Origin of the sequence: Mesomycoplasma ovipneumoniae (assembly GCF_038095975.1) — a bacterium.
Lineage (GTDB): Bacteria > Bacillota_I > Bacilli_A > Mycoplasmatales > Metamycoplasmataceae > Mesomycoplasma > Mesomycoplasma ovipneumoniae_C.
The window spans coordinates 460,307-483,608 of record NZ_CP146003.1 but is presented as its reverse complement, the minus strand read 5'-3'; the positions used below and the strand labels follow the sequence as shown (position 1 = coordinate 483,608).

Sequence of the window (23,302 nt, the reverse complement as noted above, 5' to 3'; positions counted from 1 at the left end):
TTGTAAGTAACTTTTACCAAAAAACTTAAAAAACTGCCTAAAACCAGATGCTTTTTTAAAATTACCTTATGAAACTGGGAAACTCGGGATTATTTTTTCTGATTATTTATTTTAATGGTTAAAAAAAGGTTTTGTCTTACTTAAATTAGTTTTGTCTCTAAATTTTATTGGTTAATTATAAAAAAAACCTCGTTTTTACGAGGTTTTTTTATAATTAAAATTTGTTATTAGAGATATTCAGATCTAAATTTTTCAAAAAGTTTATTATATTCTTCTTCACTTTGAGGTGTGTCAAAAAAAACAAAACCTTTAAAGGTGATTCCTGTTTCAGATGTTCTTAAAGATAGTTTGTCGATTTCTTCTTGGATTTTTGATTTGGTGGTTCCAAAAGTAAAATCTTTTCCAAAATTTATTTTTGCAACATCTGGTATTTGGCGACTTCAAGTAAAAATTGGTTTTTTAGCATCGTCAGATTCGGTAGAATAAAACTTAATATTCATAATCGATTTGCTATCTTTTTTTTCAATATCCACGCCTAAAATAATAGTGGACCTAGAATTATTAAGAAAATCATGAAAATCATTGTGAGGATTTTTTGGATCAATTCCTATTACAGTTCTCATAGTACCCTTTTGAATTGCAACTGTAATTTCACCATTATATGTTGATCGAAATCCTTCTTTATCGGTTGTTAGAAATCCATCATTATTGTCGCGAAAAATTTGAGCCGGCGGCTTAGGGACAAAATCAGCACCAATTTTAAAAACATCGGGAACTCTGAATTGCTTTTCAATAACTAAGTTAAAATCATTTGCTTGTTCACCTGTTTTTAGTAAAAAATATTGGAAAAAATCTATTTTGGGTAATTTTTTTGGTTTAAAAGCATAAAGGAAGGAAGTGCCGTCTTTTAATTTTAGATCTGTGTTGCTACTTACAGCTTTGTCCAAGGAAATCCCGCCTTCAGCTAGATAAATACCTTGTTCTTGTTCATCAACATGAACTTTTTCTTTTGATTTATCTGAAGGAGCCGGATTTATTTTAAATCTAAAATTTGGATTATTAACGGCTGAAATTGATTTTACAACTTGCTGTTTTTGACCATCTTCTAAAGATTCCTCTTCTGTTTCAACATTAGTTTTTCAATCTAAAAATAGGTGTGTTTTTACGCTATCAGAGAAAGATTTATAAAGTTTATTATCTTGATTTACATCATCAATTTCAACTGTTAAATTTCTTTCAATTCCATTAGGGGTTTTAATCTTAAGATTTATTTCATAGGTTTCATCTTGATGATTTGCAGAAATAGAAATAGAAGTGCCCTCAGGAAGATTAGATTTTTCAAGATTTCCAAGAAGTTTTCTTAGGTAATCACCTAAAGATTGATCACTTGGAGGGGTAGTTGTATCTGGAGCTGTAGGAGTTGAATTTGTGCTCGAGGGAGTCGAACTTGATTCTGATGTTTCTTGGAATAAGGTCGCTAAAGCGCTAACATTTGCAGGAACAGCCGTAGAAGTAACTGAACCTTCAGTGGTCTGATCAGCAGTGTCATCAGTGCTTGAAGTTATTGGAGTTTGATTAACTTTATTACTTTTTGTTGCAAAAAAATTAAGAGCCTCGAAAAAAGGGGCTAGTTGGGTTGTTATATTTTTTATATCGTAAGGTTTATTTAAAAAAGGTTGGATTTTATCATCAATTGTCGAAGCAAAAACTGTAATTGGCAAGTCTTTCTTGATTTCAAAGCTTAAATTGTCAATATTTTCTGATCCTTGTTTGTCAAAACTCTCAATTGCATTTATAAAATGTGCACCATAAATTTCTTCGTTTGTATCAAATTCTAGTTCAAAATTGAAAGTATAAGTGTTATCTTCGCCAAGTTTTAGACCTAAAGGAAGCAAGGTTCCATCACTAAAATTACCTTCAATATTTAGTCCAACATTGACAATATTAGAATTTTTAGGATCATTTTTGTTTTCTTTTACTGAAAAAGTGACACTTTTTGGGCTAAAATTAGGTATTAAATCTTTAATTTCTTCTAGAAATTTATCGTTTTCACTTGCATTTTCAGTTGAACTTGAACTTGAATTTGAAGTAAATCAAGAACTAAACTGCTCAAGATTTAAACTTTGAGGATTTTGAGTAAAATATTCTGCTACGCTAAGATTGTTTTGTGCTAAATATTTCGAAATAGTTGAGTTAAATTTATAATTTTTCTTAAAGATTTTTAAAAATTCAGAAGATTTTTTTTGGTCAGCTTTCTTAGGCACATCGACAAAGTTAAGTGTTAATTTGCTACTTTTTTGTGTTTTTTTATCAAATAAAGTTAATGCTAAATCAATTTTATTATTAACATCGTCAATATTTGTGAACATTAATTTTTCATCTTGTAAATCAGGTTTTATTTCAAAATTGGAAGGAAAAACAAAAACCGGTTCAGAATTTATACTAAAGGAAATTCCGCCAAATTTAGAAAATGTTGCAAATAATGCTGAACTTGAATTTTTTGTTTTTTCAAAATTTTCCTTAAATTCATTATAAAACAAAATAGCAATTTCAGTTGCGGTTTTTCCTTCTAAAAAATCTTGATTTAGAAGACTAATTGATGCACTCAAATTTTGGGCTGAAAAATTCAAGGTTTTATCATGATCTGAAAAATCTAAGTCAAAACTTGCTGTATAATTTATGCTTTTACTTGAATTTGAAATATTAACAGCAAGATTTTTTATTTTATTTGACTCAATTTTTACTTCTGATTGACTTCTAGGAACAACCAATCTGAAATTTAGGCCTGGATATTTTTGACTAATTTCACTAAAGTCAATTGCATTATTTAAGTCAAAATTGTATGCCTTATCAAAATGCAAATTTAGTGCATCAGAAGCACTTAATTTTTTAGCAAATTTTGACTTAAGTTTTAAATTAGCAACTAGGCTGTCAAATTCGGTCGTGTTAAATTCTGAATTAACATTTAGATTTGTAGCATTAGCTAATTTCTCGTCAAATTCCGATAATTTTGAATTATAATTTTTTGACTGTAAGGAGATTAGATACGGAACACTGGCAGAAACACTAACGACCGCGCTAACTCCAATAATTGCAAAAATTATATGATTTAATTTAATCTTTTTCATGATAATTTCCTTTATAATTTTCCTATTTTAACAATAGAGAAGTTGTATGCTCCATGATAATAACGCGGATAGGTTGACTTGAGAAATTTTTAGGATTATTTTTATCATAAAGGTATAAAAATAAATTATGTTGAATCCGGTTTCCAGTGTTAGGAATTTTCTCAAGTACACCGGTAATATCAGTGTCGGTAGTAGTTTGTGTTGCTGTTGTGTCTGTTTCAGTCTGTTTTGGTTTTTTTATTACATAAAAGCCTAAATCTATATCTTTGTGTTCAAAGGTTAAATAACTAGTAAAAGGTAGTTTTTCTACTTCTTTATCAACAGATACTGGCTCGTTTTCCTTTGATTTTGAGATAGCGAGATTGATTTGAGTTTTAACAATCTCAAAATCTTCTTTAGTTAAGAAAACTATTTGTGAATTTGGTGAAAAAGTTGAGGCAATTTCATCTAATTTATCAACTTGGTCGCTTAAAAGTTTATTCTCAGAATTGATTTTTAGTTCAATTTCTGATTTTTTTGTTTGATAAATAACGCTAACTAGATCACCATTTTTATCAACTGGACCAATATTGTATCAATATTTTACTTTTAAATTTTGGTCATTTGATTTTTCTAAAGCATCAACATTTGCTAAATTAGGCTCCAGACTAAATTGAATTTTATAATTAAAATCTTTACCAAAATTACCAGTAAAAAGTTTTTGACTCTTTTGTTTTGAATAAGCTAATGAATAAAAAGCTGCAAGAAAATCGGTAAGATTTTCAATATTATTTTTACCATCTGTGCTTGAAAAATTAGGTTTAGTTAATTGATTTGATTGTAATTCGATCTGTTTTATAAAATATTCAGGACTAAAAGATGAATTTGTTTTCATCAAATTAAGCGTATTTTCAAGCTCATCACTAATATAAAAGCCATTTTCAAGAGGTTTATTTAAATCTAAAAAGCCATAGTTAAATGAAAAAAGTCAAACTTTTAGCTCACCTTCTTCATCAATTTGACCACGCGGTTGTTTTGTAGGCTTAATTTTAATTTCACTTAATTTTTTAAATAATTCATTAGTATTAGAATTTTCCGGCCAGTTTGATCCAGATTCTATTAATCCAAAATGTTTAAGATAATCAAACCAATATTTTGCAACAAAACTAACGTCTTGTTTTGATAAAAATGACAAAAATTGTGAAATTTTCTCATCACTATTAAAGTAATTAGAATAAATTGATGTTATCCCTTTAGAGGCTGCATCATCGACATTTGAGTTCTTAATTAAATCTTCAACAGTTGGTAAATTATAACTATCAATCATTGATTTTAGTTGAGTTTCGTCAAATCTAAAACCATAATAACGAGAATTTTGAAGAACTTTCTTTAATTTATCGAAATTATTTGACTCAATTAGCGCTAATAATTCGTCTTTTGGAATTCCTATTGGATTTGTTGGCACTTGGGTTTTTGGTTCAATAACCAAACCGCTTTTGTCAACTAATGCTGCAAAATCAGGGTCATTTTGAGCTAATATTTCAAAATTTTTAATACTTTGTGAGAATTTTTTTGTAGCAACAATTTTATCATTTCTTTTATCTTTTATAACAATATCACCATTAATTTGGGCTACAACATTGTTATCTTTAAAATCTAAATTAACTTGTTCAGTATCTAATTTTATTTGAACATCTAAAAATTTTGAAATTTGGTTAAAATCTAAATTTGCTAGTTTATTTTCGAATCTAATTTTTGATATTAGTGGTGTTTTTACCATTTTTTCAATAAGTGAATTAAGAAAATCGGCGCGATTTTCTTTGGTTGCAAAAATTTCATTATTATAATAATTTAGAAAATCTCACCCTGTAATTAAAGTTGAATTATTTTGACTAAAATTATCTATTGCAAAATAATCACTATCAGAAAATTCGCTTAAAACAATGTCATCACTAATTGAATTATCAAGGAAAGAATTACTTAAATTGAGCTGAGTTGTAAGGAAAAATTTGGAATTCTTATTAATATCAGCGGCAATTTCCTTTGAAAAATCAGAAGAAAACTGGGCAACAAAGGTTAATTTATAAACCCCAGGAGTTGCTGTTTTTACTAAATATCGATCAGTTATAATTTGATCTTTTACCAAATTTATATCATAGCGAGGCTTTTGAATACCACTTTCAGATTCAAAGTAAAAGCTTTTATTATTAAAAATTTGTGAAATTGTCTCATCAAGGTTAAAATATTTACTAATAATTTCTCTAGCTTCAGTGTCATTTTTTGCGCTATTAACTTTTGTTTGGAAATCTTCAACTGAAATTAGCTTGGTTAATTCTTTTTTGAATGAAAAATTAACCTCACTATTTGTGTAAGGTCTTAATTTTTTGAGTTGGTCTTCTGAGTAAGTAGAAAAATTAGAAAGCGAATAATCTGGAACATAATTATAAGCAACTTTTTGTTTAAATAAGTCAGAAGTTGCTGTTTTATTGTCGTCTAATTTTTGTAAAACTCGCCAAAAAACCTCGAATGTTTGCTCATTATCATCAGGTTTGATATCAAAAATTTCTAGTTTGAAAGGTTTTCAATTATGATCGATTGAAAAATTAACAGGAATGCTAGAGTTATTGGTCTGGTAAAAATCAAAAAAATCTGTTAAATCAATGTCAGTTTTTTTAGTGTTATCGTCGTTCAAAAGTTTCTTTTTTAGATCTAAATAGTCAGAATTAGCATTTAAATATTTATCCTTTATACTAATAAAAGAAATTGATTTTGCTTGGTTTTGCACATCAATTCGGGGGTTTTTTAGTTCTAAATTTGCAAAAACGAGTAGCGGAGTGGCAATAATTACTCCACCAGCAATAGTGCTTAGCCCTAAAAGAAAAATATTTTTTTTAGTTAGTAGTTTTTTAGTGATTGTACTCTTTGACACACTTCCTCCTAAGTTTTTTATAAAAAATTCTAGCAAAAAAAAAAAAAAACAAAGAGATTTTATAAAATAGTATATTTATTCCAGAAATTCAAAAAATGTCTATCAAAATAAAGCAATACAAATTTAGAGTTGAAGACAAATTTAAATAGATAAAAAATTGGGAATCTAAAGGTTAAAAATTAAAATTTTGCATTTTGCACAAGAATTTGGGCAAATTTAAAAAAAGCAAAAATAAAATGGTAGACAAAAATAAACGGCTTAAAATTTTTGGTTTTTTTGCATTAATTTAAAAAAAAGGAAATTAAATGAATAATTTCCTTTTTTGATGTTTTGAAGAAATCAATTGAGTTGACTAATTTTGATTTTATCTTTTTAGTTTTGCTTGTGCAGCACGGGCTGCTTCTCAAATTACTTCGCTATAAGTAGGGTGTGGGTGAATTGCCGCTGCAAGTTCATGAATTGTTACCTCAGCATCCATTGAAACGACAATTTCTGAAATCATATCAGTAGCTACTGGACCGATAAAGTGAGCACCAAGAATTTCGCCATATTTTTTATCAACAATTAATTTAGCAAATCCGTGGGCATCTCCGGCAGCAATTGCTTTACCAATGTGAGCAAAACTAGCTTTTCCAACTACAAAATCATAACCTTGTTCTTTTGCTTGTTCTTCAGTTAGACCAACTGAAGCAATTTCAGGGTGAGTATAAACGCAAGCTGGAACGGTTTTATCGTTATATTTTTCACCTTTTCCGGTTATTGTACTTACTGCAACAACGGCATGACGGTAAGCGACATGGGCTAGCATTGCTTTTGCACAAAGATCACCAATTGCATAAACTCCGTCAACATTTGTTCTACATTGGTCATCAACGACAACACTTTTGCGAGCATCAAGTTCAACTCCAACTTCACTAAGACCTTCAGAATTTGGCTCACGACCAATGCTTACTAAAATTTTATCAGCGCTAATTTGTTGTCTTTTTCCGTCAAGCTCGTAAATAATACTATCATTTTCATAGCTAATAATATTAGAATTTAGGACAACATTAACACCACGGTCAGTTAAGTTTTTTGTAATAATTTGTGAAATTTCGCCATCAAGGTTTGCTAAAAGTCTTGGAAGATTTTGTAAAATTGTTACCTTAACTCCAGCAGCGACAAAAATTTGGGCAAATTCAACACCAATAACACCGCCACCAATTATTACAATTGAACTAATTTTTTCTTCAAGATTAATTGCTTCTTTTGAAGTTAAAATTTTTCCAGATTGGTAACCTTGCTCAAAACCAGGTAAATTCAATTTACGGTCACGCGATCCAGTTGCAAGAATGATATGTTTTCCACGATAAACTTTATCTTCAACTGAAATTTCGTGCGCACCTAGGAATTTGGCTTCACCAAAAATGCTTGTAGCTCTTGCCGATTTTACAATCGCCTTAACTCCACCAACTAATTTGTTAACAACTTCAGTTTTTCGTTGGTGCATTTTCTCTCAGGAAATTTTTACATCAGTTTTTCCTTCAAGTCCATAGTCGCTAAAGTGAGTTACATAATCAAGAACTTCGGCAGTTTTTAACATTGCTTTTGTTGGAATGCAGCCAACATTTAAACAAACACCACCTCAATATTCTTTTTCAACAATTAGAGTTGATAAACCATTTTTACCAGCCTCAGCAGCTGCAAGATAACCACCAGGCCCTGAACCGATAACAATTACATCAAATTCTTGGTCAATTTTACCTTGGTAAACTTTGCCAGTATTTGCAGAAGAGGTAGGTTTTTCAGGTGCTTTTTCAACTTTTGGGGCAGGAGTTTTTGCTGGTTTTGCTGTTGATTTTTTTGGACCAAAATCAAAACTTAAAAGATCATTGCTTACTTTTACTTCACCAACAACACTTGCTCCACTTGCTTCTTCTTCCTTTTTCTCTTCAGTTTTAACTTCGGGAACATCGCTATCACCTGATCCATCATCAATATAATAAATTTCTTGACCAACGTGAATTGTATCACCTTCAGACATTAAAACTTTAACAATTTTTCCGGTTTTTGGCGAAGGTATGTCAGCGGTAATTTTGTCAGTTTCAACTGAGAACAACGAATCACCTTCATTAACTTGGTCGCCTTCTTTTTTGTAAATTTGGGCAACAACTCCTTCATGGAGTCCTTCTCCAATGTCAGCAAATTTAAATTTATACATTATAAAATTCCTAAAATTTCTGGTTTTTCTAATAATTCTTTAACTCTTGCGGCAAAACGACCAATTGTAGCTCCATCAATTCAACGGTGATCGGCTGCAACTGTTAAATGCATAATTTTGGCTGCAACAATTTGTCCGTCTTTAACTTCGGCAGAATCAATAATTGCACCAACTCCAGCAATAGCTAATTCTGGATAATTAATTACCGGAACACCATAAAGAGAACCAACAGATCCATAATTAGTAATAGTGAATGATCCGCCTTGCATTTCACTTGGTTTGATTTTACGCTCACGAGCTGCTTTAGCTAGTCTAACAATTTCGCTGGCAATTTCAACGATTGAAAGAGTTTGGGCATTTTTTATTACTGGAACCATAAGACCAGCTTCAGTATCAACGGCCAAACCTAAGTTTATAGTATCAGGATAGACAATTTCATTTGCAGCTTCATCGTATTTTGCAGCAATAATTGGGAATTCACTAAGTGCAATTAAAATGGCTTTTGCAATAAAAGCTAAAAATGTTAGTTTTATCCCAGTTGTTTTTTGCACTGATTCTAAAACAGATTTACGAAGTTTTCAAAGATCTGTTACGTCAATTTGGTTTACTAAATTAACGTAAGCAACAGAATTTCATGAATTTGTCATTGCTCTTGCAATCGCTTTACGGATTGGAGCAATTTTTTCGCGTCTTCCATCTAGTTTTGATGTTGAACTTACCGTGGTTGTTGAGGCTGGTTGGGTTTTTGGAGTAGGAGCCTCAACTTTTGGAGCTTCGACTGTAGGAGCAGGCGAAGATTTTAGAGAATTTAGATAATTCTCAACATCGGATGACTCAATTTTTCGTCCTTCAATTTTAAGGTCAGCAAGATCGATATTTGCTTGCTTAGCCATCGCTCTTGCTTTTGGGGTTGCTAAAATTTTTGACATATAATTTCCAAACTAATAATTTAAAATATAAAGATTTTCGGGTTGTCTAGATAAAAAAATAAAGATACTTAATTAAAAATACAACAATTAATTATACATTAAAAATTGGCAAAAAAAAGAATTTTTTCAAATTTTCCAGCATGAAAGTTTTTTATTAACAAAAAAGTTTAGTATTTTAAATTTTTAGACTAAAAATCACTTATTTTTGGTTAGTTTTACCTTAAAAAGCAAAATTATGAAATTTTTAAACTACTTTTTTAGCTAAAACACTGCAAAAAATCAATTTATGGATACACTGACAAAAACCATAAAAAATACAACTACTATTTAAACTCAATGCAAATAGAAAACTCTTTTTATTTAAATTGAGCCTAAAAAAATATGTGAAGTTTTGAAAGAGCCAAAAGAAAAAGCCATAAATTTGTAGATTTCTAAACGGTCAAATTTAAGGCATTGCATCATATTTAAAAATATGATGGAAAATTCGCAATATTTAATTTTTTCAAACTAAAAACATAATCAAATCCTCACTAATTCAATATCAATTTATTAATTCATTCTTAATGTTGTTTATTATAACACAATTTTTTCTTAGACCAAACATTTTTTTTTTTTTTTTTTTCAAAGGGTTAATTTTAAAATAATAAAAATCCCCTTGGTTAAAACTCAAGGGGTAATTAATCTGTTTTTTAAAGTTTATTTAAGGCTGCTTTTTTGTGAATGTTGAATTCCTTGAAGATTTGTCCAAAGCATCGCTAGTAAATCCACGGTCACGGACTTTTTTAAGTCTAAAGGATCAAAAATAATATTGCCAAAGTCTAAATTTTAAATTTTTAGACTAAAAATCACTTATTTTTGGTTAGTTTTAACTTTTTTTCAAAGTTCAAGAATCAAGTTGTTTTTTTGTACCATAGACAAAATGGTTTTGGGTAAGTTTTAATTCTTCAATAACATTAGGGAATTTTTGCTCTTCAAGGTAAACATTATTAAATAAAATTGGACTAAACGGAATGTGCGCGTTTGAAATTTTCGGGATTGAATTTAATAAATTAATTGTATAAGGATGAGTTGGATTTTGGAAAATTTCGTCAGTTTTACCTTTTTCGACAATTTTGCCAGCATGCATAATTAAAACTTCATCAGCAAGATATTCAACAACAGAAAGATCGTGGGCGATAAAAATTAAGGAAAGATTTTTTTCTTTAACTAATTTTTTTAACAAGTTAATAATTTGTGCCTGAATTGAAATGTCCAGCGAAGCAATTGGCTCGTCAGCAATTATAACTTTTGGCTCAACAATTAAAGCCCGAGCAATTGCAATCCTCTGACGCTGACCGCCCGAAAACTCGTGCGGATAACGGTAGGCAAATGAACGCAAAAGTCCAACATTTTCAAGTGCTTCATAAATTAGTTCGCTCAGAATAAATTTCTTAATTGAGTGCTTTAGTAAGAAAAATGTAGGTGCTTTTTTGATTCCATAAAAAAGTTGAATGTTTTTATAAACATTCCTAATGTTGATTTTTTCAACATTAAGCGTCTTGATTATGGCGATTTTTTCATTAAAACGGTTGTCAATGTTCCTAATTTGGTCGCTGAATTCGGCGGTTGACTTAATTTTTGCAATAAATTTTTGGTGAATTGCAAGAACTTTTTTCTCTAAGAGCGAAATTTTGCTAAAAAAATCAGTTTGAGCCTGTTTTTGAAAGTTTATTTCTTTGATTTGCTCGCTAAGTCAGTTGTTGTAGTTTTGAATAAATTCGTTTTTAATTGTATCATATTCGACTTGTTTTTTGGCCAAAATTTCTTCTAATTTTGCAAGTTTTTCAATATTTTCAGTACTAGAATTACCTCTTTCTTTATTAACAGTATAAATATTTTTAAATTGGAGATATTTTGTTCTAAAGTTGACTTTTTGGCCAAAAATTTGCTTGTTTTTCTTTGCACTTTCAAGGAAGCTGTTTAATTCAAGTTTTAAAAGATGCTCAGAAATTTTAGCACGAAAATCTTTTGTGCTCATGTGATTTTTGGCATTTGTTTTGTCAAAAATTACGTTTTTATAAGTTTCTAACATTCTTTTTTTGAAATTATTCAAAATTTCAATAATTTGCTCAATTTGGCTGATTTCCAAAAAGGAAAATAAATTTTTTTCTCAGATTTTTCGACTGTGATGGCCTAAAAATTTACTAATTTGACGGTTAATTATTGCCTGTTTTTTATAAAAAGAATATTTTTCCAAATCCCTTGAAGTTAGGGCATTATTATTTGCAATTTTGTACTCATAGAAAAATTCGGCAATATAAGATGAGACTAAATTGTTTTGATTTGTGAATTTAAATAGTTCTTGACTAGCCTCTTTTTTTAAATTAACCCCTGATTCATTGAGTGTTTTTTTGAAAAATGATTTTTGAGACTTAATTAGTGATCTTAGGTCTTCAACATCTTTTAGTGCTTGGCGATATTCAGCCTCAACTTTTGCTTGATCTTTTTTACGGTAAATTTTTTGAATTTCGTAAAAATAATCGTGTAATTTGGCCACATTTTCATAAGCTAAATTATAAATACTTGCCAAAAGTTTTTGTTTGCGTTCAAAGTAAAGCAAATATTGGCCAAAAAATTCGTTATTTAAATTTTGGTTGCCACTTTCAGGACTAAATTTCTCAAGTTCATCTTCAATTATTTTAATTTGCTCTTGTCAGTAGTCAAAAAATTGCTCCATTTCGTGATTTTGGCCTTGGAGCATTAAAAGCTCAATTTCAAGGTATTTTTTTTCAAGAGTTCGCTTGAAGTGAAAAATTAAATCATTTCAATCAAGAAAAATATCTTTCATTTTGGCTTTAATTATGCCGTTAATTACGAGTGTTTCTTTTAAAATTGAGTAAATATTTTTTTGCTTATTAAGTGAAGAAAAAGGATCTTGAAAAATCATTTGCATGTTTTTTCTCAAAAACAGGTTTTGCTTGCGTGAGAGTTTTTTCCCGGAAATAATTTGACCCAAAAGTTGAACTTGACCACCAAAGTTTTCATAAAGCCGAACAAGACAGCGACCAATTGTGGTTTTTCCTGAACCTGACTCGCCGATAATGCCTAAAATCTGTCCTTTTTTTAACAGTAAATTAATTCCATCAACTGCTTTGACGGTTGCAAATTTGTTTATAAAATATTTTTCTAATTTTTTTGTCTGTAATGCAATTTCCATTATAATACTTCTTTAAATAATTTTATTCTCATTTTTAATTCAGGATTTAGTTCAACTTTTGGCGCAGACGGATGTAAAAGTCAAGTGGCGGCATAGTGGCTCTCAGAAATTTTAATAAGTGGTGGCTCTTTTTCAAAATCAAGTTCTAAGGCATAATCATTTCGGGGTGCAAAAGGGTCGCCGGCTGTTAGGTGTCTTAAATCAGGCGGAGATCCACTAATTGTATAGAGTTCTTCTTTTTTTGAACCCTCAGGAATTGCCGAAATTAGCGCTCAGGTATAAGGGTGTTTTGGGTTTGTAAAAATATCTTGGCGAGTTCCTTTTTCAACAACGCGGCCAGCATACATTACATAAATATAGTCACAAAATTTCGCAACTATTGAAATATTATGGGAAATAAAAATAATTGAAACTTTATATTGATGGCGAATTTCATCTAAAAGTGCCAAAACAGAAGACTGAACCGTTGGATCAAGGGCGGTAGTTGGCTCATCGGCAATAATAATTGAAGGCTGAGCGGCGACTACCATTGCAATTACTACCCGTTGTTTCATTCCGCCAGATAAGGTATGCGGATAAGAATAAAAGCGGTCTTTGGCATTTTCAAGTCCAAAAGACTCAAGCAGCTTAATTAAAAAGTCAATTTTTTCTTGTTTATTTTTAAAACGCTTGTCGTTTTTAAGACCATCAAGCAATTGTTTGCCAATTGTCCGAGTTGGATTTAGGGCAACCAAAGGGTCTTGAGGAATATAGCCAATTTTGTGACCACGAATTTGGCGCCACTGATAGTCTTTTTTGAAATTTGCGACATCAAGGCCGTCAATTTCCATTTTTGTGGCAGTTGTTTTTGCAAAGTTATTGATTCCTAAAAGCGATCTTGAACAGACAGACTTTCCTGAACCTGACTCGCCAACAAAGGCAACAATTTGACCCGAATAGACGCTAAGATCAATGCCTCTGATCACTTCAAGATATTGTTTTTTGCCGGTTTTGAAACTAACACGAAGATTTTTTACGTCTAAAATACGTTTTTTTTCCATTATTTTCTGCCTCCAACACGAGGGTCAAGTGCATCATGAATTCCGTTGGCAATAAATCGACTTGTAACTGCTAAGGCAACCAAAACCATTGAAGGTAAAAGCAGCGCAATTGGATTTTTGTCAGCCAGAGGAACTGAAGAGTTAATAATTAGTCCTAAATTTGCTGATGACTCTGGTCCTTCTTGTAAAAATCCAAGGAAAGCAAGTGATGCGATTGTTGAAATTGATGAAAAAATACTTGCAATAAAAGTTGAGAGTAATTTTCCGAGAATATTTGGCAAAATGTGTGAATAAATTTGTCTGAATTTTGAAGCCCCAATTACTTTTGCTGCATAAATATATTCTTCGTCTTTGACAATAACAGTATAAGAACGGGCTTGATAAGTTGGAATTGTCCAGCCTGTAAGAGATAAAAGAACAATAATTGTGATTGTATAAGGTCCTCAAATTGCAATAAAAATAATAAAGATAATAATTCAAGGAATTGCGCCAAAAATGTCAATAATTCTAAGAACAATATTGTCAATTCAGCTTCCGATGTGATAGCCAAGATAAGTTCCTAGCACAATTCCGATTAAAAATTGAATTAAAGCAATAAGTACTGAAATTCCAAGTGCATTCAGAGTTCCTTGTCAAGTTCTAAGTCAAATATCACGGCCAAATTGGTCTGTTCCAACTAGTGAAATGAAATTTTTGCCATTTTCAAGGGCACTCATAACTTGATAAGGATTCACATTAATTTCTCAACGGTTTGGAAATAATTCTTTGGTCGACCCTTGGATTAAAGTGATATTTTTTTCAACCTCAATTGCCCGGATTTTTTCGAGAATATCGGTTGAAATTGTTGTTTTTATTGTCCCTAAAGTGCTCGGAAGTTGTTCATAAACAAGCGAAGGATCGGCATTTGAAATTGGCTTATTGACACTGTAGGGGCTAAAAATTATTGTAAAAATGGCAATAATTAGCACACTAAGAAATAAAAGCGTGGAAATAAGTGAGATTTTTGATTTAAAAAATTTTTGGACTGTATCTTTTCAGAGTTCAACAATTTTTCCTGTTACTTGGTAGTTTTTTTCTGAAAAACTCGCTAATTTTAGGAGTTTTATCTGGTTTTCTTTGAGATTATATTTTTGGTTAAATTCTTTAGGATCGAGCATTTTTTTCCTCCGCAGGTCGATAATTACGTGCTTTTCAATTTTTAATTCGTGTTCAGTAACTTACTGGTGAATCCTGACCAAAAGAAATTCGCGGATCCATAAAAACATAACTTAAATCACCAATAATATCAACAACTAATGAAAGCGAAGTAAAGAAAATAATTGAAAACATTGAAATATTAATCTCACCATCAAAGGCAGCACTAACTAAAATAGTCGAACTACCCGGAATTCGGAAAAATTGCTCGAGGACAATTGAACCTGAAAGGAGAATAATATAAGAAAAAATCAAAGATCTTACAAGCGGAATTGCTGCGTTTTTTAGGACATATTTGAAAAAAATGTCCAGTTTTGAAAGCCCTTTTGCCTTTGCAATCAAAATGTATTCAGACGACAGCACACTAATAACTTGGTTGCGAACTAAAAAAACATAGCCAGCAATTGAAGTGATCGTAAAGACAAAAATTGGCGGCAAAAGTGAGGCAAAAGACGTTAGACTCCCATAGGTTTCGGCATCTTTAAACTCAAAAGGAAGTCCAATTTTAATTGCAATTAAAACAACAAAAGGAGCTAGGACAAACGATGGAATTGCAACAAAAAAAGTTGAAATTCCCGAAATTGCTGCATCTTCAAGTCGATCACGCCGATAAGCAGCAATTGTTCCAAGAACTAGTCCCAAAGTGCTACTTATTAAAAATGAAGGCAAAGACACTAAAATTGTATAGCGCAGTGGCATGAAAAATAATTCAGGAATTTTGCCGTCCTCGCCAGTTTTAAAACGGGCACCAAAATTTCCTTGAAAAATATCAGCCGTATAATAAGCTAGTCTTGTCAAAGTCGGCTGGTCAAAATAATATTTTGCGTGTAAATCAGCGATTTTTTTGGCCTGGTCGGTCCCTTTTGCACCTTTATCAATAACATCACCAAAAGGATCAGGCGAAAAATTAGCAAGTAAAACAAAAACTAAAATATAAATTGCCACAAAAGTTAAAAGCGCAAGTCCTAACCGTTTGAGAGAATATTTTAATATCATTTTAATTTGTTCCTTTTTTATTAAGGTTTTGGAATTTTTCTTTGAGTGGCTTAATTGTAATCATGTCCGGCGGAACATAACCTGAATAAGTATTGTTTGAATATGGAATTGAAATATTTGGATTTTCTAAAAATGCATATGGCGTTGAGGATGCTACATTCAAAAGATCATTAAGTCCAAATCCTAAAAGTGACGTTAATTCCGCACTTAATTTAATAAGTTCTTCATCAGAATTTTCTTCTTGGTAGGACAGGTTAAAAATTGCTGACTGGGCGCTAAAATCAAAAGAAACCTTTTCTTTCACGTCCTTTTTTTCATTAATTTGGTCAACAAAAGTCTTGTATTTCATAACTTTTTTAGTTGCATCTTTTGGATCAGGACCTTCTTTGACCTCACCAGTGAAAAAATAAGTAAGATCAGGAGCCAAATGCTGATCAGTTGCGCCAAAATCTGGTGAATTTGGTGCGTCTTTTCAGTCTTTAAATTCTCTTATGTAACCTTTTTGGGCAAATTTGTCAAAAAAATCTTTAACAGCAAGGGCATAACGATAAATATGTGGGTAAGATTTTGCAATTTTTGACTGCGGACCTTTTGCATAAATAGCTGAGAGCATTGCATAACCCACGCCATTTCGCTGAATTTTACCATCTAAAACTGTCCCAATTCCGTCATAATCATAATGCCAACCACCAAAATCAAGCCCGCCAGTTCGTGTTAGTAAATAATTTAAACGGCGAGTTCTGTCTGTCACTGGCCAAACTACCTTAATTTTTAGCCGCGGATCAAGATCCATTATCGCTTTTACGCCGCTATTTATTGCGGCAATTTGCTTGTTGGAAGAATTTACATAAAAACTGTGGTTAGTTCATTCAACTTTTTGGTCAGCAGGAATGTTATTTTTGGCATAAAAATCATCAAGTAGTGCTTTCATGCGTGCTTTTAGCACTTCAAATTGAGGCGCCTGGAACTGTTTTGCGGCATCATTGACATTTTCAAAATTTTTTTTCTTCTCATCTTCAGGAGTTTTGGTATAATATATTTCCCCTGTTTGATCAACGAGTTTAATTGTGTTAGCTTCTTGGTAAAAATCGCGGGGTGTTTTTGAATCTGGCTTTGAGGTAATTTTGTTGTCAGCAGAAACAAAATTGTATCAAGCCAAACTTGAGTTAGAAATTGATTGGGCTGTTGTGTATAAATTTCAGGCATTTGCAATTATTTGCCGAAATTCAAGACTTGGACCTGAAATGAGATTTTCAACAATTTTGGCATTTCCTTTTGCAATGTCAGCAAGTGAAACGCCAAAATTTATTTTTGCAAAATTATCATTAAATCCATAGTATTTTTCATCAAAAGCCACACCAACTTCCGGTCTAAATTCTTGTTTTAGCGAACCTGGGACAAGCACAGAATAATACCATTTGTGTAATTCATCTTTATCTTCTGCTTTTTTGAGTTTTCAACCGTATCTTTCTTGATCACCTGAGACCAAATTTTTAATTGAATCATTTAGATGATCAAAACTGGTAGCCAATAGTGTCTGTTCACGATAGGAATTGAATTTTGCATTTTCAAAAGCCGAAGGACTGCTATATTTAGAATAAAGAGTCGTAATTTTGTTAAAAACATAAGGTAATTGCTCTTTTCAGCCAGTTCGTGGGTAGTATTTATTGATTTTTCAAGTCTCACGATGAGTTTCTTGACTAAGTTGGGTATATGGTGAGACAAAAAGTTGATCTTTTTTAAAATCTTCACCATACCAGTAGGCTCCATATTTAAGTGCCTCACCAGTTTCGCCAAAACGGCCTGATGGTTTACCGTCTTTTATAGTTTGAATTTCGCTGTTTCGTTTGTCGATAAATTCAGAAGGCGCCGGGAAAATCATCGCTCCAAGTATTGACTTTTGGTAAAATCCGTTAAAAAATACTTTTTCTTTTGAAGCTCCTTTGTAAAAACTTACCGATTTTTGCCCTTGAAAATTAGCGTTTTTGCCTTTGTATTGTTCAATATATTTGTTTTCATCGTCCAAATCAGCGAGATCTAGTCCAAAAAGATCTAATAAATACCAGTTAATAACAGTATTTGTAAAATATGTTGACTTTGGATCAAAATTAGGAATTTTTTTCTGAGCTTCTTCGTCAATTTTTTTGCTTCCGCCAACACTTGCCCGATATTCTGGATCTGAGAGTCTTTGGGCTTTAAATCCGTAGTAATAATCCTCAGGTTTTAGCGTATATTGCGTCGGATTGCCTTGATAGTCTACTCATTTTACATCGTTTTTTAGGAAAAAATGAATTGATTCAGCCTCATCAAGTGCCTGAACAAAAAAGTCAGAATTAATTGAATTTTTTTGGTCTGACTTTAATTTAATAACAAGCGAATTGGTGGTCTGACCAGGCTCAAGATAACCTTTTTCATGAGCATCACTGTCAAAAACTAGCTCACTACCGTCTTTTTTTCGTACTACAATTGCAGCGGCATTAACAAAAGACTCATAACTATATGTTGGCTTTGTGATAGAATAATTGAAACTTTTATCTTGTTTTTCTTTTGATTCATCACTGATTCCATCTTGTTTGATTTCAACGCTATTTTCATAAACAGTTTGGACTAAAAAAGAAGCCGTATAATACGAACTAGCAATTGAAGGAGAGGTAAAAGTGTTAGTTCAAGTTTTAAAAGCACCAGGAGCTGAAGTTTCAGAATTAACGGTCGTAATTCATTCTTGCCTTTCTCAAGCAGGTTGAATTGAACATGAGACAAAAACTGCCGTGCTGAAAACACTAAGCACTGAACCGATAAAAAGTTTTTTCATTTCCCTCCTTTTTTAAAAACAAAAACTACTATCTTTTTCGATAGTAGTTTTTGTTTTTTTTATTCTATATAACTTAATGTTATGAACAAATTGAGTCAAAAACTACTATTTCAAAGAAAATGGAAAACTTAACATTAAAATTATTAATAATGTTAATTTTATTTTCTCATGCTTTTTTAATAGAGTTTTTTGATTGCATTATTTTTTCCTTGCTAGAAATTATACACTTTTTTTAAAAATAAACAAACAAAAAAAAATATTTTTTTTTTTTTTTTTGTTAGGATAAATTCTATATACATATATAATAAATATAAATTATATATATGATATTTTTTAAGTTTATTGTTTAGTAAATCTAGCTGTAAAAAATTACTTAAAGAAAATGCTTTAGCAAAAATCTGACTAACCGTTTTTAATGACCAATAAAAAAATGATCTAATATTTCAAAAATTTAAATCCCGTCGATTATTTTCCTGAGTTTGCCAGTTTGATGCAAAAATTCACTTTTTAGTGAATACAAATAAGCAAAAATATCGGTAAATCCGTGTTTTTTAACCTAAAATCTTAATTTTTATTATTTTAAAACTAACAGTTTCAAAAAAAAAAAAAAATGCTTGGTTAAAAATAAAAATAAGTTAAAATTAGATTCACTAAGAATAATTAATAAATTTTAATATTGAATTAAGGGGGAATTAAGAATGTTTTTGCCATAAAAAAATCAGAAAATGCGAATTTTCCATTATATTTTTAAATATGATGGTATGCCTTAAATTTAACCGTTTAGAAATCTATAAATTTAAGGCTTTTAATTATGGCTCTTTCAAAACTTCACATATTTTTTTAGGCTCAATGTTAGTAAAAATGAGTTTTCTATTTGCATTGAGTTTAAATAGTAGTTGTATTTTCTTTGATTTTTGTTATTTTATCATAAGTTGATTTTTGTGAGTGTTTTAGCTAAAAAAGGTAGTTTAAATATTTCATATTTTGCTTTTTAAGTTAAAAAAGCAGCCAAAACTAAACCAGGGCATTTTTTAAGATTAACTCATCAAACTGGCAAACTCGTGGAATTAGTTTAAAAAAATACTTTAAACAAAAAAACTAATTAGCTTTTTTAATGACCAACAAAAAATGCTCTAATTTTTCAAAAATTTGAATCACGATCTATTGTTTTGCCAAAAATGATCTAAAAATCATAAAAAAATGTATAATTTATATATAAATTTATAAGGAAAGGAATGAAACATGGCACTACCACTTTTACAAATTGCTCTTGATAATCAAAGTATTGAAGAGGCGATATTGTCTGCAAAAAAAGCAGAAAAATATATTGATGTTATTGAAGTTGGAACAATTTTACTAGCCGCTGAAGGTAAAAAAGCTATTTCCGAACTTCGAAAAAATTTTCCTGATAAAATAATTGTTGCCGATGGTAAGATCGCTGATGCTGGAAACGTTTTTGGAAAAATGTTTTTTGACTCAGGTGCCGATTTTACAACTGTAATTTGCGCAGCTGAAACTCCGACAATCAAAGATTTAGTCAATCTTTCTCATGATTACAGTCAAAAAATGGCGAAAAACCTTGAAATTCAAGTAGAAATGACAAATAATTTTACTTGAGAACAAGTTCAAGACTGAAAAAATGCAGGTGTTCCCCAAGTTGTTTGACACCGTCCTCGCGATTCGCAAGCTAGCGGAGTTAAATGAGCCCAAAAAGATATTGATATTGTAAAAAAACTCGCTGATTTAGGATTTAAAGTTACAATCACTGGCGGAGTTGAAGTTGAGGATATTAAATTATTTAAAGATATTCCAATTTACATTTTCATTGCCGGCCGTTCAATTCGTGATGCTGAAAATCCTGAAGAAAAAGCAAAGGAATTTAAGGATGAATTTAAAAAATACTGACATTAATTTTCCTTTAGGAATTTACGAAAAAGCAATTGATAAACGTTTGACATTTGTCGACAAAATTAAAGTGGCAAAAAAAGCCGGATTTGATTTTATTGAAATGTCTGTTGATGAAAGTGATGAATTTGCTGCTCGTCTTGATTTTTCTAAAAATCAAATTAAAGAAATTCGCGATGCTTTATTTGAAAATGATTTTTATATAAATTCTATGTGTTTATCATTGCACCGAAAATTTCCTTTTGGCGCAAAAGATGAAAATGTTCGCCAAAAAGCGCTTGAAATTATGGAAAAAGCACTAATTTTAGCAAAAAATCTCGGAATTAGAATTATTCAGCTTGCTGCTTATGATATTTATTATGAACAGCCTCATCCTGATTCTGAGATTTTTTTCATTAAAACAATGAAAAAAATTGTTAAATTAGCAAAAAAATATAGTGTCACAATCGCATTTGAATCAATGGATACAAAATTTGCTGGAACAATCTCAAGACTACTTTATCTTCAAAAACAAATTGGCTCAGGTGTGCTTTTATACCCGGATTTAGGTAATTTATCCCGTTTTTCAAATGATTTAGAAGCAGAAATTAAACTAGGAAAATCAGAAATTGTTGCCTTTCATTTCAAAGATACTCTGCCTGGAATTTTTAAAAATCTTGAGTTTTCCCAAGGTGATGTCGATTTTGTTTCTGCTTTTAGCTACATTTTAAAAGCCCAAATTGCCGTGCCTTTTGTAATTGAAATGTGGCACAAAGAAGAAAATTTCGACCAAAATTTACCACTTTCTGATAATTTGGCAAAACAAAGCCAAATTATCGCAAAAGCACGTGATTTCTTCATTGAAAATTTAAGGATTGCTTATGAAAATCAAAGATAGGGACGAATTAGTTTTACTACAAAAACAAGTTTTAGAGGCTAATCTTTTATTATATAATTCAAAATTAGCACTTCACACTTGAGGAAATGTTTCGGCCATAAGTTCAGATCGCTCATATTATGTAATTAAACCTAGTGGAATTTCTTATGAAAAAATGAAATATTCAGATATGGTTCCTGTTGATCTTGAAAATAATGTTCTCGAAACTGATTTAAATCCATCAAGTGATACGCCAACTCATTCACTTCTTTATAAAGCAGATCCGCGAATTAAGGCAATTGTCCATACTCACTCGCCTTTTTCAGTGGCTTGAGCCCAAGCTGGCAAAGAAATTCCAGCCTTAGGAACAACGCATGCTGATAATTTTTATGGATCAATTCCCTGCACAAATTCATTAACTGACGAACAAATTAATGGTCAATATGAACACAACACTGGTGTAGTCATAGTTGATCATTTTAATAAAAATAATATTGATTTTATTGCAACTCCGGCCGTTTTAGTAAAAGAACACGGGCCTTTTTGTTGGTCTAATAAATCTGCAGAAGACGCTGTTAAACTGGCTATGACTCTTGAAGAAGTAGCAAAAATGGCCTTTTATACAAAACAAATAAATCCTGATCAAAGTCAGGCTAATATTGTTTTACAAAAAAAACATTATAACCGAAAACATGGTAAAAACGCATATTATGGACAAAAACAATAATACTATCAAAGAAAAATTAAAAAATATCGAAAATTTTGTTTTCGATCTCGATGGAACTTTATTAAAATCTGATCACCAAATCAGCCCAAAATCTGTTGAAACAATAGAAAAATTAAAAAAAGATGGCAAAAAAATTATTTTTTGCTCTGGTAGACCTTGATATTTTATAAAAAAATATTATTTTGCACTAAAACCAGACTTTCCGATAATAAGTTGCAATGGTTCATTGATTTATGACTATAAAAACGAATCTGTTGTTTTTAGTAAAACTTTTAGTCCAAGTCAAGTTTTAGAAATTTTTAAGAGCCTAGCCAAAAATCAAGTGTTTTTCTTGATTTATACAACCAAAAATATGCTAGCTTTTAGCCAAAAACAAACAACATGCCCGTGATTTTCTTTCCTTAAAAACGAAAATGAAAGTTTTTCTGAAGCTGAAAAATTGCCTTTAGAATTTTACGACTATGAAAGTTTATCTCAAAGCGAAATTTCTAATCTTGACGTGGTAAAATTTTTACTTATTAAACGAGATAGTAACCCTGAGCTTTTTGAAAAATCAATGGACGAACTTAAAAATGTTGATGGAATTTATTTTGTTCAGTCGCAATCTTCAGTAATTGATATTATGATTTCTGGCTCAAACAAAGGTCAAGGGCTAAATTATTTAGAGCAAAATTATGGCCTAAATCTCGATAAGACTTTATCCTTTGGCGATGCAAAAAATGATATTTCAATGTTTGGGCAAACTAAATTAGCTATCGCAATGGGCCAAGCGTCTGAAGAAGTAAAACAACATGCTGATTATATAACAGATTCAAATGACACCGAAGGAATAGCAAACTTTTTTTCAAAATATTATGGCTAATTTCCGATTAAGAGAAAAAATTTCAAAATTTATTAAAATAAAAGTTAACCACTTATCAGATGGATATTGACTTGTTCCTAGTTTTACTAAACTTTTCTCACCAAGAATGACGGCTTTTGTTATAAAAAAAGCAAAAACCTTGGAAGAATTAGTCGAATTTAACGACTTTTATAAAAAAGAACTAATCTTTAGTTTTAACGGTGATTATAATTTTTATAATTTTAATATTCTGATGAAATTACGTAAAATTGATTTTCGTCTTGATATAAAAGCTGTTTTAAAAAAACCTGATGATGCTATTTTTATTTTTTTTCCTGTTCCAAATTGCAAAATAGTTTTAGATAAAAAATCATTAAAACTAATTTATAACGGAATTATCCCCTTTTTTTCAAAAGAATATTATTCAAATTTAGCTCTTTATCAACGCGAAAGATCCGCAAAGCTACAAAATAATGATGTTTTTAAAGGGTTTTTTTGAAGGCGAAATGGCTTTGAAGAAATTTATGTAAAAAATGAGTCATAAATTGAAAAATATGGTATCATTTTACA

The 23,302-nt window shown here is 30.7% G+C and carries 14 protein-coding genes; 5 read left to right on the top strand and 9 right to left on the bottom strand.

Going from position 1 to position 23,302, the window contains the following annotated elements; all coding sequences use genetic code 4:
- Positions 1 to 227: 227 nt before the first annotated feature.
- The 9 genes from V3255_RS01745 to V3255_RS01705 form a co-directional block, all read right to left on the bottom strand.
- A complete protein-coding gene (locus V3255_RS01745; protein WP_341516295.1) occupies positions 228 to 3,128 on the bottom strand; it encodes a P110/LppT family adhesin N-terminal domain in 2,901 nt (966 codons plus the stop codon).
- A gap of 22 nt (positions 3,129 to 3,150) precedes the next feature.
- Positions 3,151 to 6,036 (bottom strand): P97 family adhesin, encoded by a 2,886-nt coding sequence (locus V3255_RS01740; RefSeq protein ID WP_341516294.1) that lies wholly within the window; start codon positions 6,034 to 6,036, stop codon positions 3,151 to 3,153.
- A 364-nt stretch (positions 6,037 to 6,400) separates the two neighbouring features.
- Complete coding sequence (lpdA, locus tag V3255_RS01735; RefSeq protein WP_337892377.1) at positions 6,401 to 8,236, bottom strand: dihydrolipoyl dehydrogenase; 1,836 nt, start codon at positions 8,234 to 8,236, stop codon at positions 6,401 to 6,403.
- Entirely contained in the window at positions 8,236 to 9,165 is a 930-nt protein-coding gene (locus V3255_RS01730; RefSeq protein WP_337897414.1) for a 2-oxo acid dehydrogenase subunit E2, read from the bottom strand. The genes lpdA and V3255_RS01730 overlap by 1 nt, the downstream gene beginning before the upstream one ends.
- 865 nt (positions 9,166 to 10,030) lie before the next feature.
- Positions 10,031 to 12,361, bottom strand: a complete 2,331-nt coding sequence (locus tag V3255_RS01725) for an ATP-binding cassette domain-containing protein (protein ID WP_337902931.1) — start codon at positions 12,359 to 12,361, stop codon at positions 10,031 to 10,033.
- Complete coding sequence (locus V3255_RS01720; RefSeq protein ID WP_337902932.1) at positions 12,361 to 13,401, bottom strand: ABC transporter ATP-binding protein; 1,041 nt, start codon at positions 13,399 to 13,401, stop codon at positions 12,361 to 12,363. Before V3255_RS01720 ends, V3255_RS01725 begins: the two co-directional genes overlap by 1 nt.
- Complete coding sequence (locus V3255_RS01715) at positions 13,401 to 14,558, bottom strand: ABC transporter permease (protein WP_157356143.1); 1,158 nt, start codon at positions 14,556 to 14,558, stop codon at positions 13,401 to 13,403. The genes V3255_RS01720 and V3255_RS01715 overlap by 1 nt, the downstream gene beginning before the upstream one ends.
- Entirely contained in the window at positions 14,545 to 15,591 is a 1,047-nt protein-coding gene (locus tag V3255_RS01710) for an ABC transporter permease (RefSeq protein ID WP_337902933.1), read from the bottom strand. The genes V3255_RS01715 and V3255_RS01710 overlap by 14 nt, the downstream gene beginning before the upstream one ends.
- A gap of 1 nt (position 15,592) precedes the next feature.
- Positions 15,593 to 18,403 (bottom strand): OppA family ABC transporter substrate-binding lipoprotein, encoded by a 2,811-nt coding sequence (locus V3255_RS01705; RefSeq protein WP_333503881.1) that lies wholly within the window; start codon positions 18,401 to 18,403, stop codon positions 15,593 to 15,595.
- A gap of 1,242 nt (positions 18,404 to 19,645) precedes the next feature.
- Here V3255_RS01705 and V3255_RS01700 point away from each other — a divergent pair.
- From V3255_RS01700 to V3255_RS01680, 5 genes are read left to right on the top strand one after another with little or no spacing between them, the layout of a single operon-like run.
- Positions 19,646 to 20,314, top strand: a complete 669-nt coding sequence (locus V3255_RS01700) for a 3-keto-L-gulonate-6-phosphate decarboxylase UlaD (RefSeq protein ID WP_303466093.1) — start codon at positions 19,646 to 19,648, stop codon at positions 20,312 to 20,314.
- A complete protein-coding gene (locus tag V3255_RS01695; RefSeq protein ID WP_333503882.1) occupies positions 20,289 to 21,185 on the top strand; it encodes an L-ribulose-5-phosphate 3-epimerase in 897 nt (298 codons plus the stop codon). Before V3255_RS01700 ends, V3255_RS01695 begins: the two co-directional genes overlap by 26 nt.
- The gene (locus tag V3255_RS01690) at positions 21,169 to 21,891 is read left to right on the top strand and encodes an L-ribulose-5-phosphate 4-epimerase (RefSeq protein WP_303466089.1); all 723 of its coding nucleotides are present in this window, start codon (positions 21,169 to 21,171) and stop codon (positions 21,889 to 21,891) included. The genes V3255_RS01695 and V3255_RS01690 overlap by 17 nt, the downstream gene beginning before the upstream one ends.
- A complete protein-coding gene (locus V3255_RS01685) occupies positions 21,875 to 22,753 on the top strand; it encodes an HAD family hydrolase (protein ID WP_337898758.1) in 879 nt (292 codons plus the stop codon). The genes V3255_RS01690 and V3255_RS01685 overlap by 17 nt, the downstream gene beginning before the upstream one ends.
- Complete coding sequence (locus V3255_RS01680; protein ID WP_157356264.1) at positions 22,746 to 23,276, top strand: MPN499 family protein; 531 nt, start codon at positions 22,746 to 22,748, stop codon at positions 23,274 to 23,276. The genes V3255_RS01685 and V3255_RS01680 overlap by 8 nt, the downstream gene beginning before the upstream one ends.
- Positions 23,277 to 23,302: the final 26 nt, after the last annotated feature.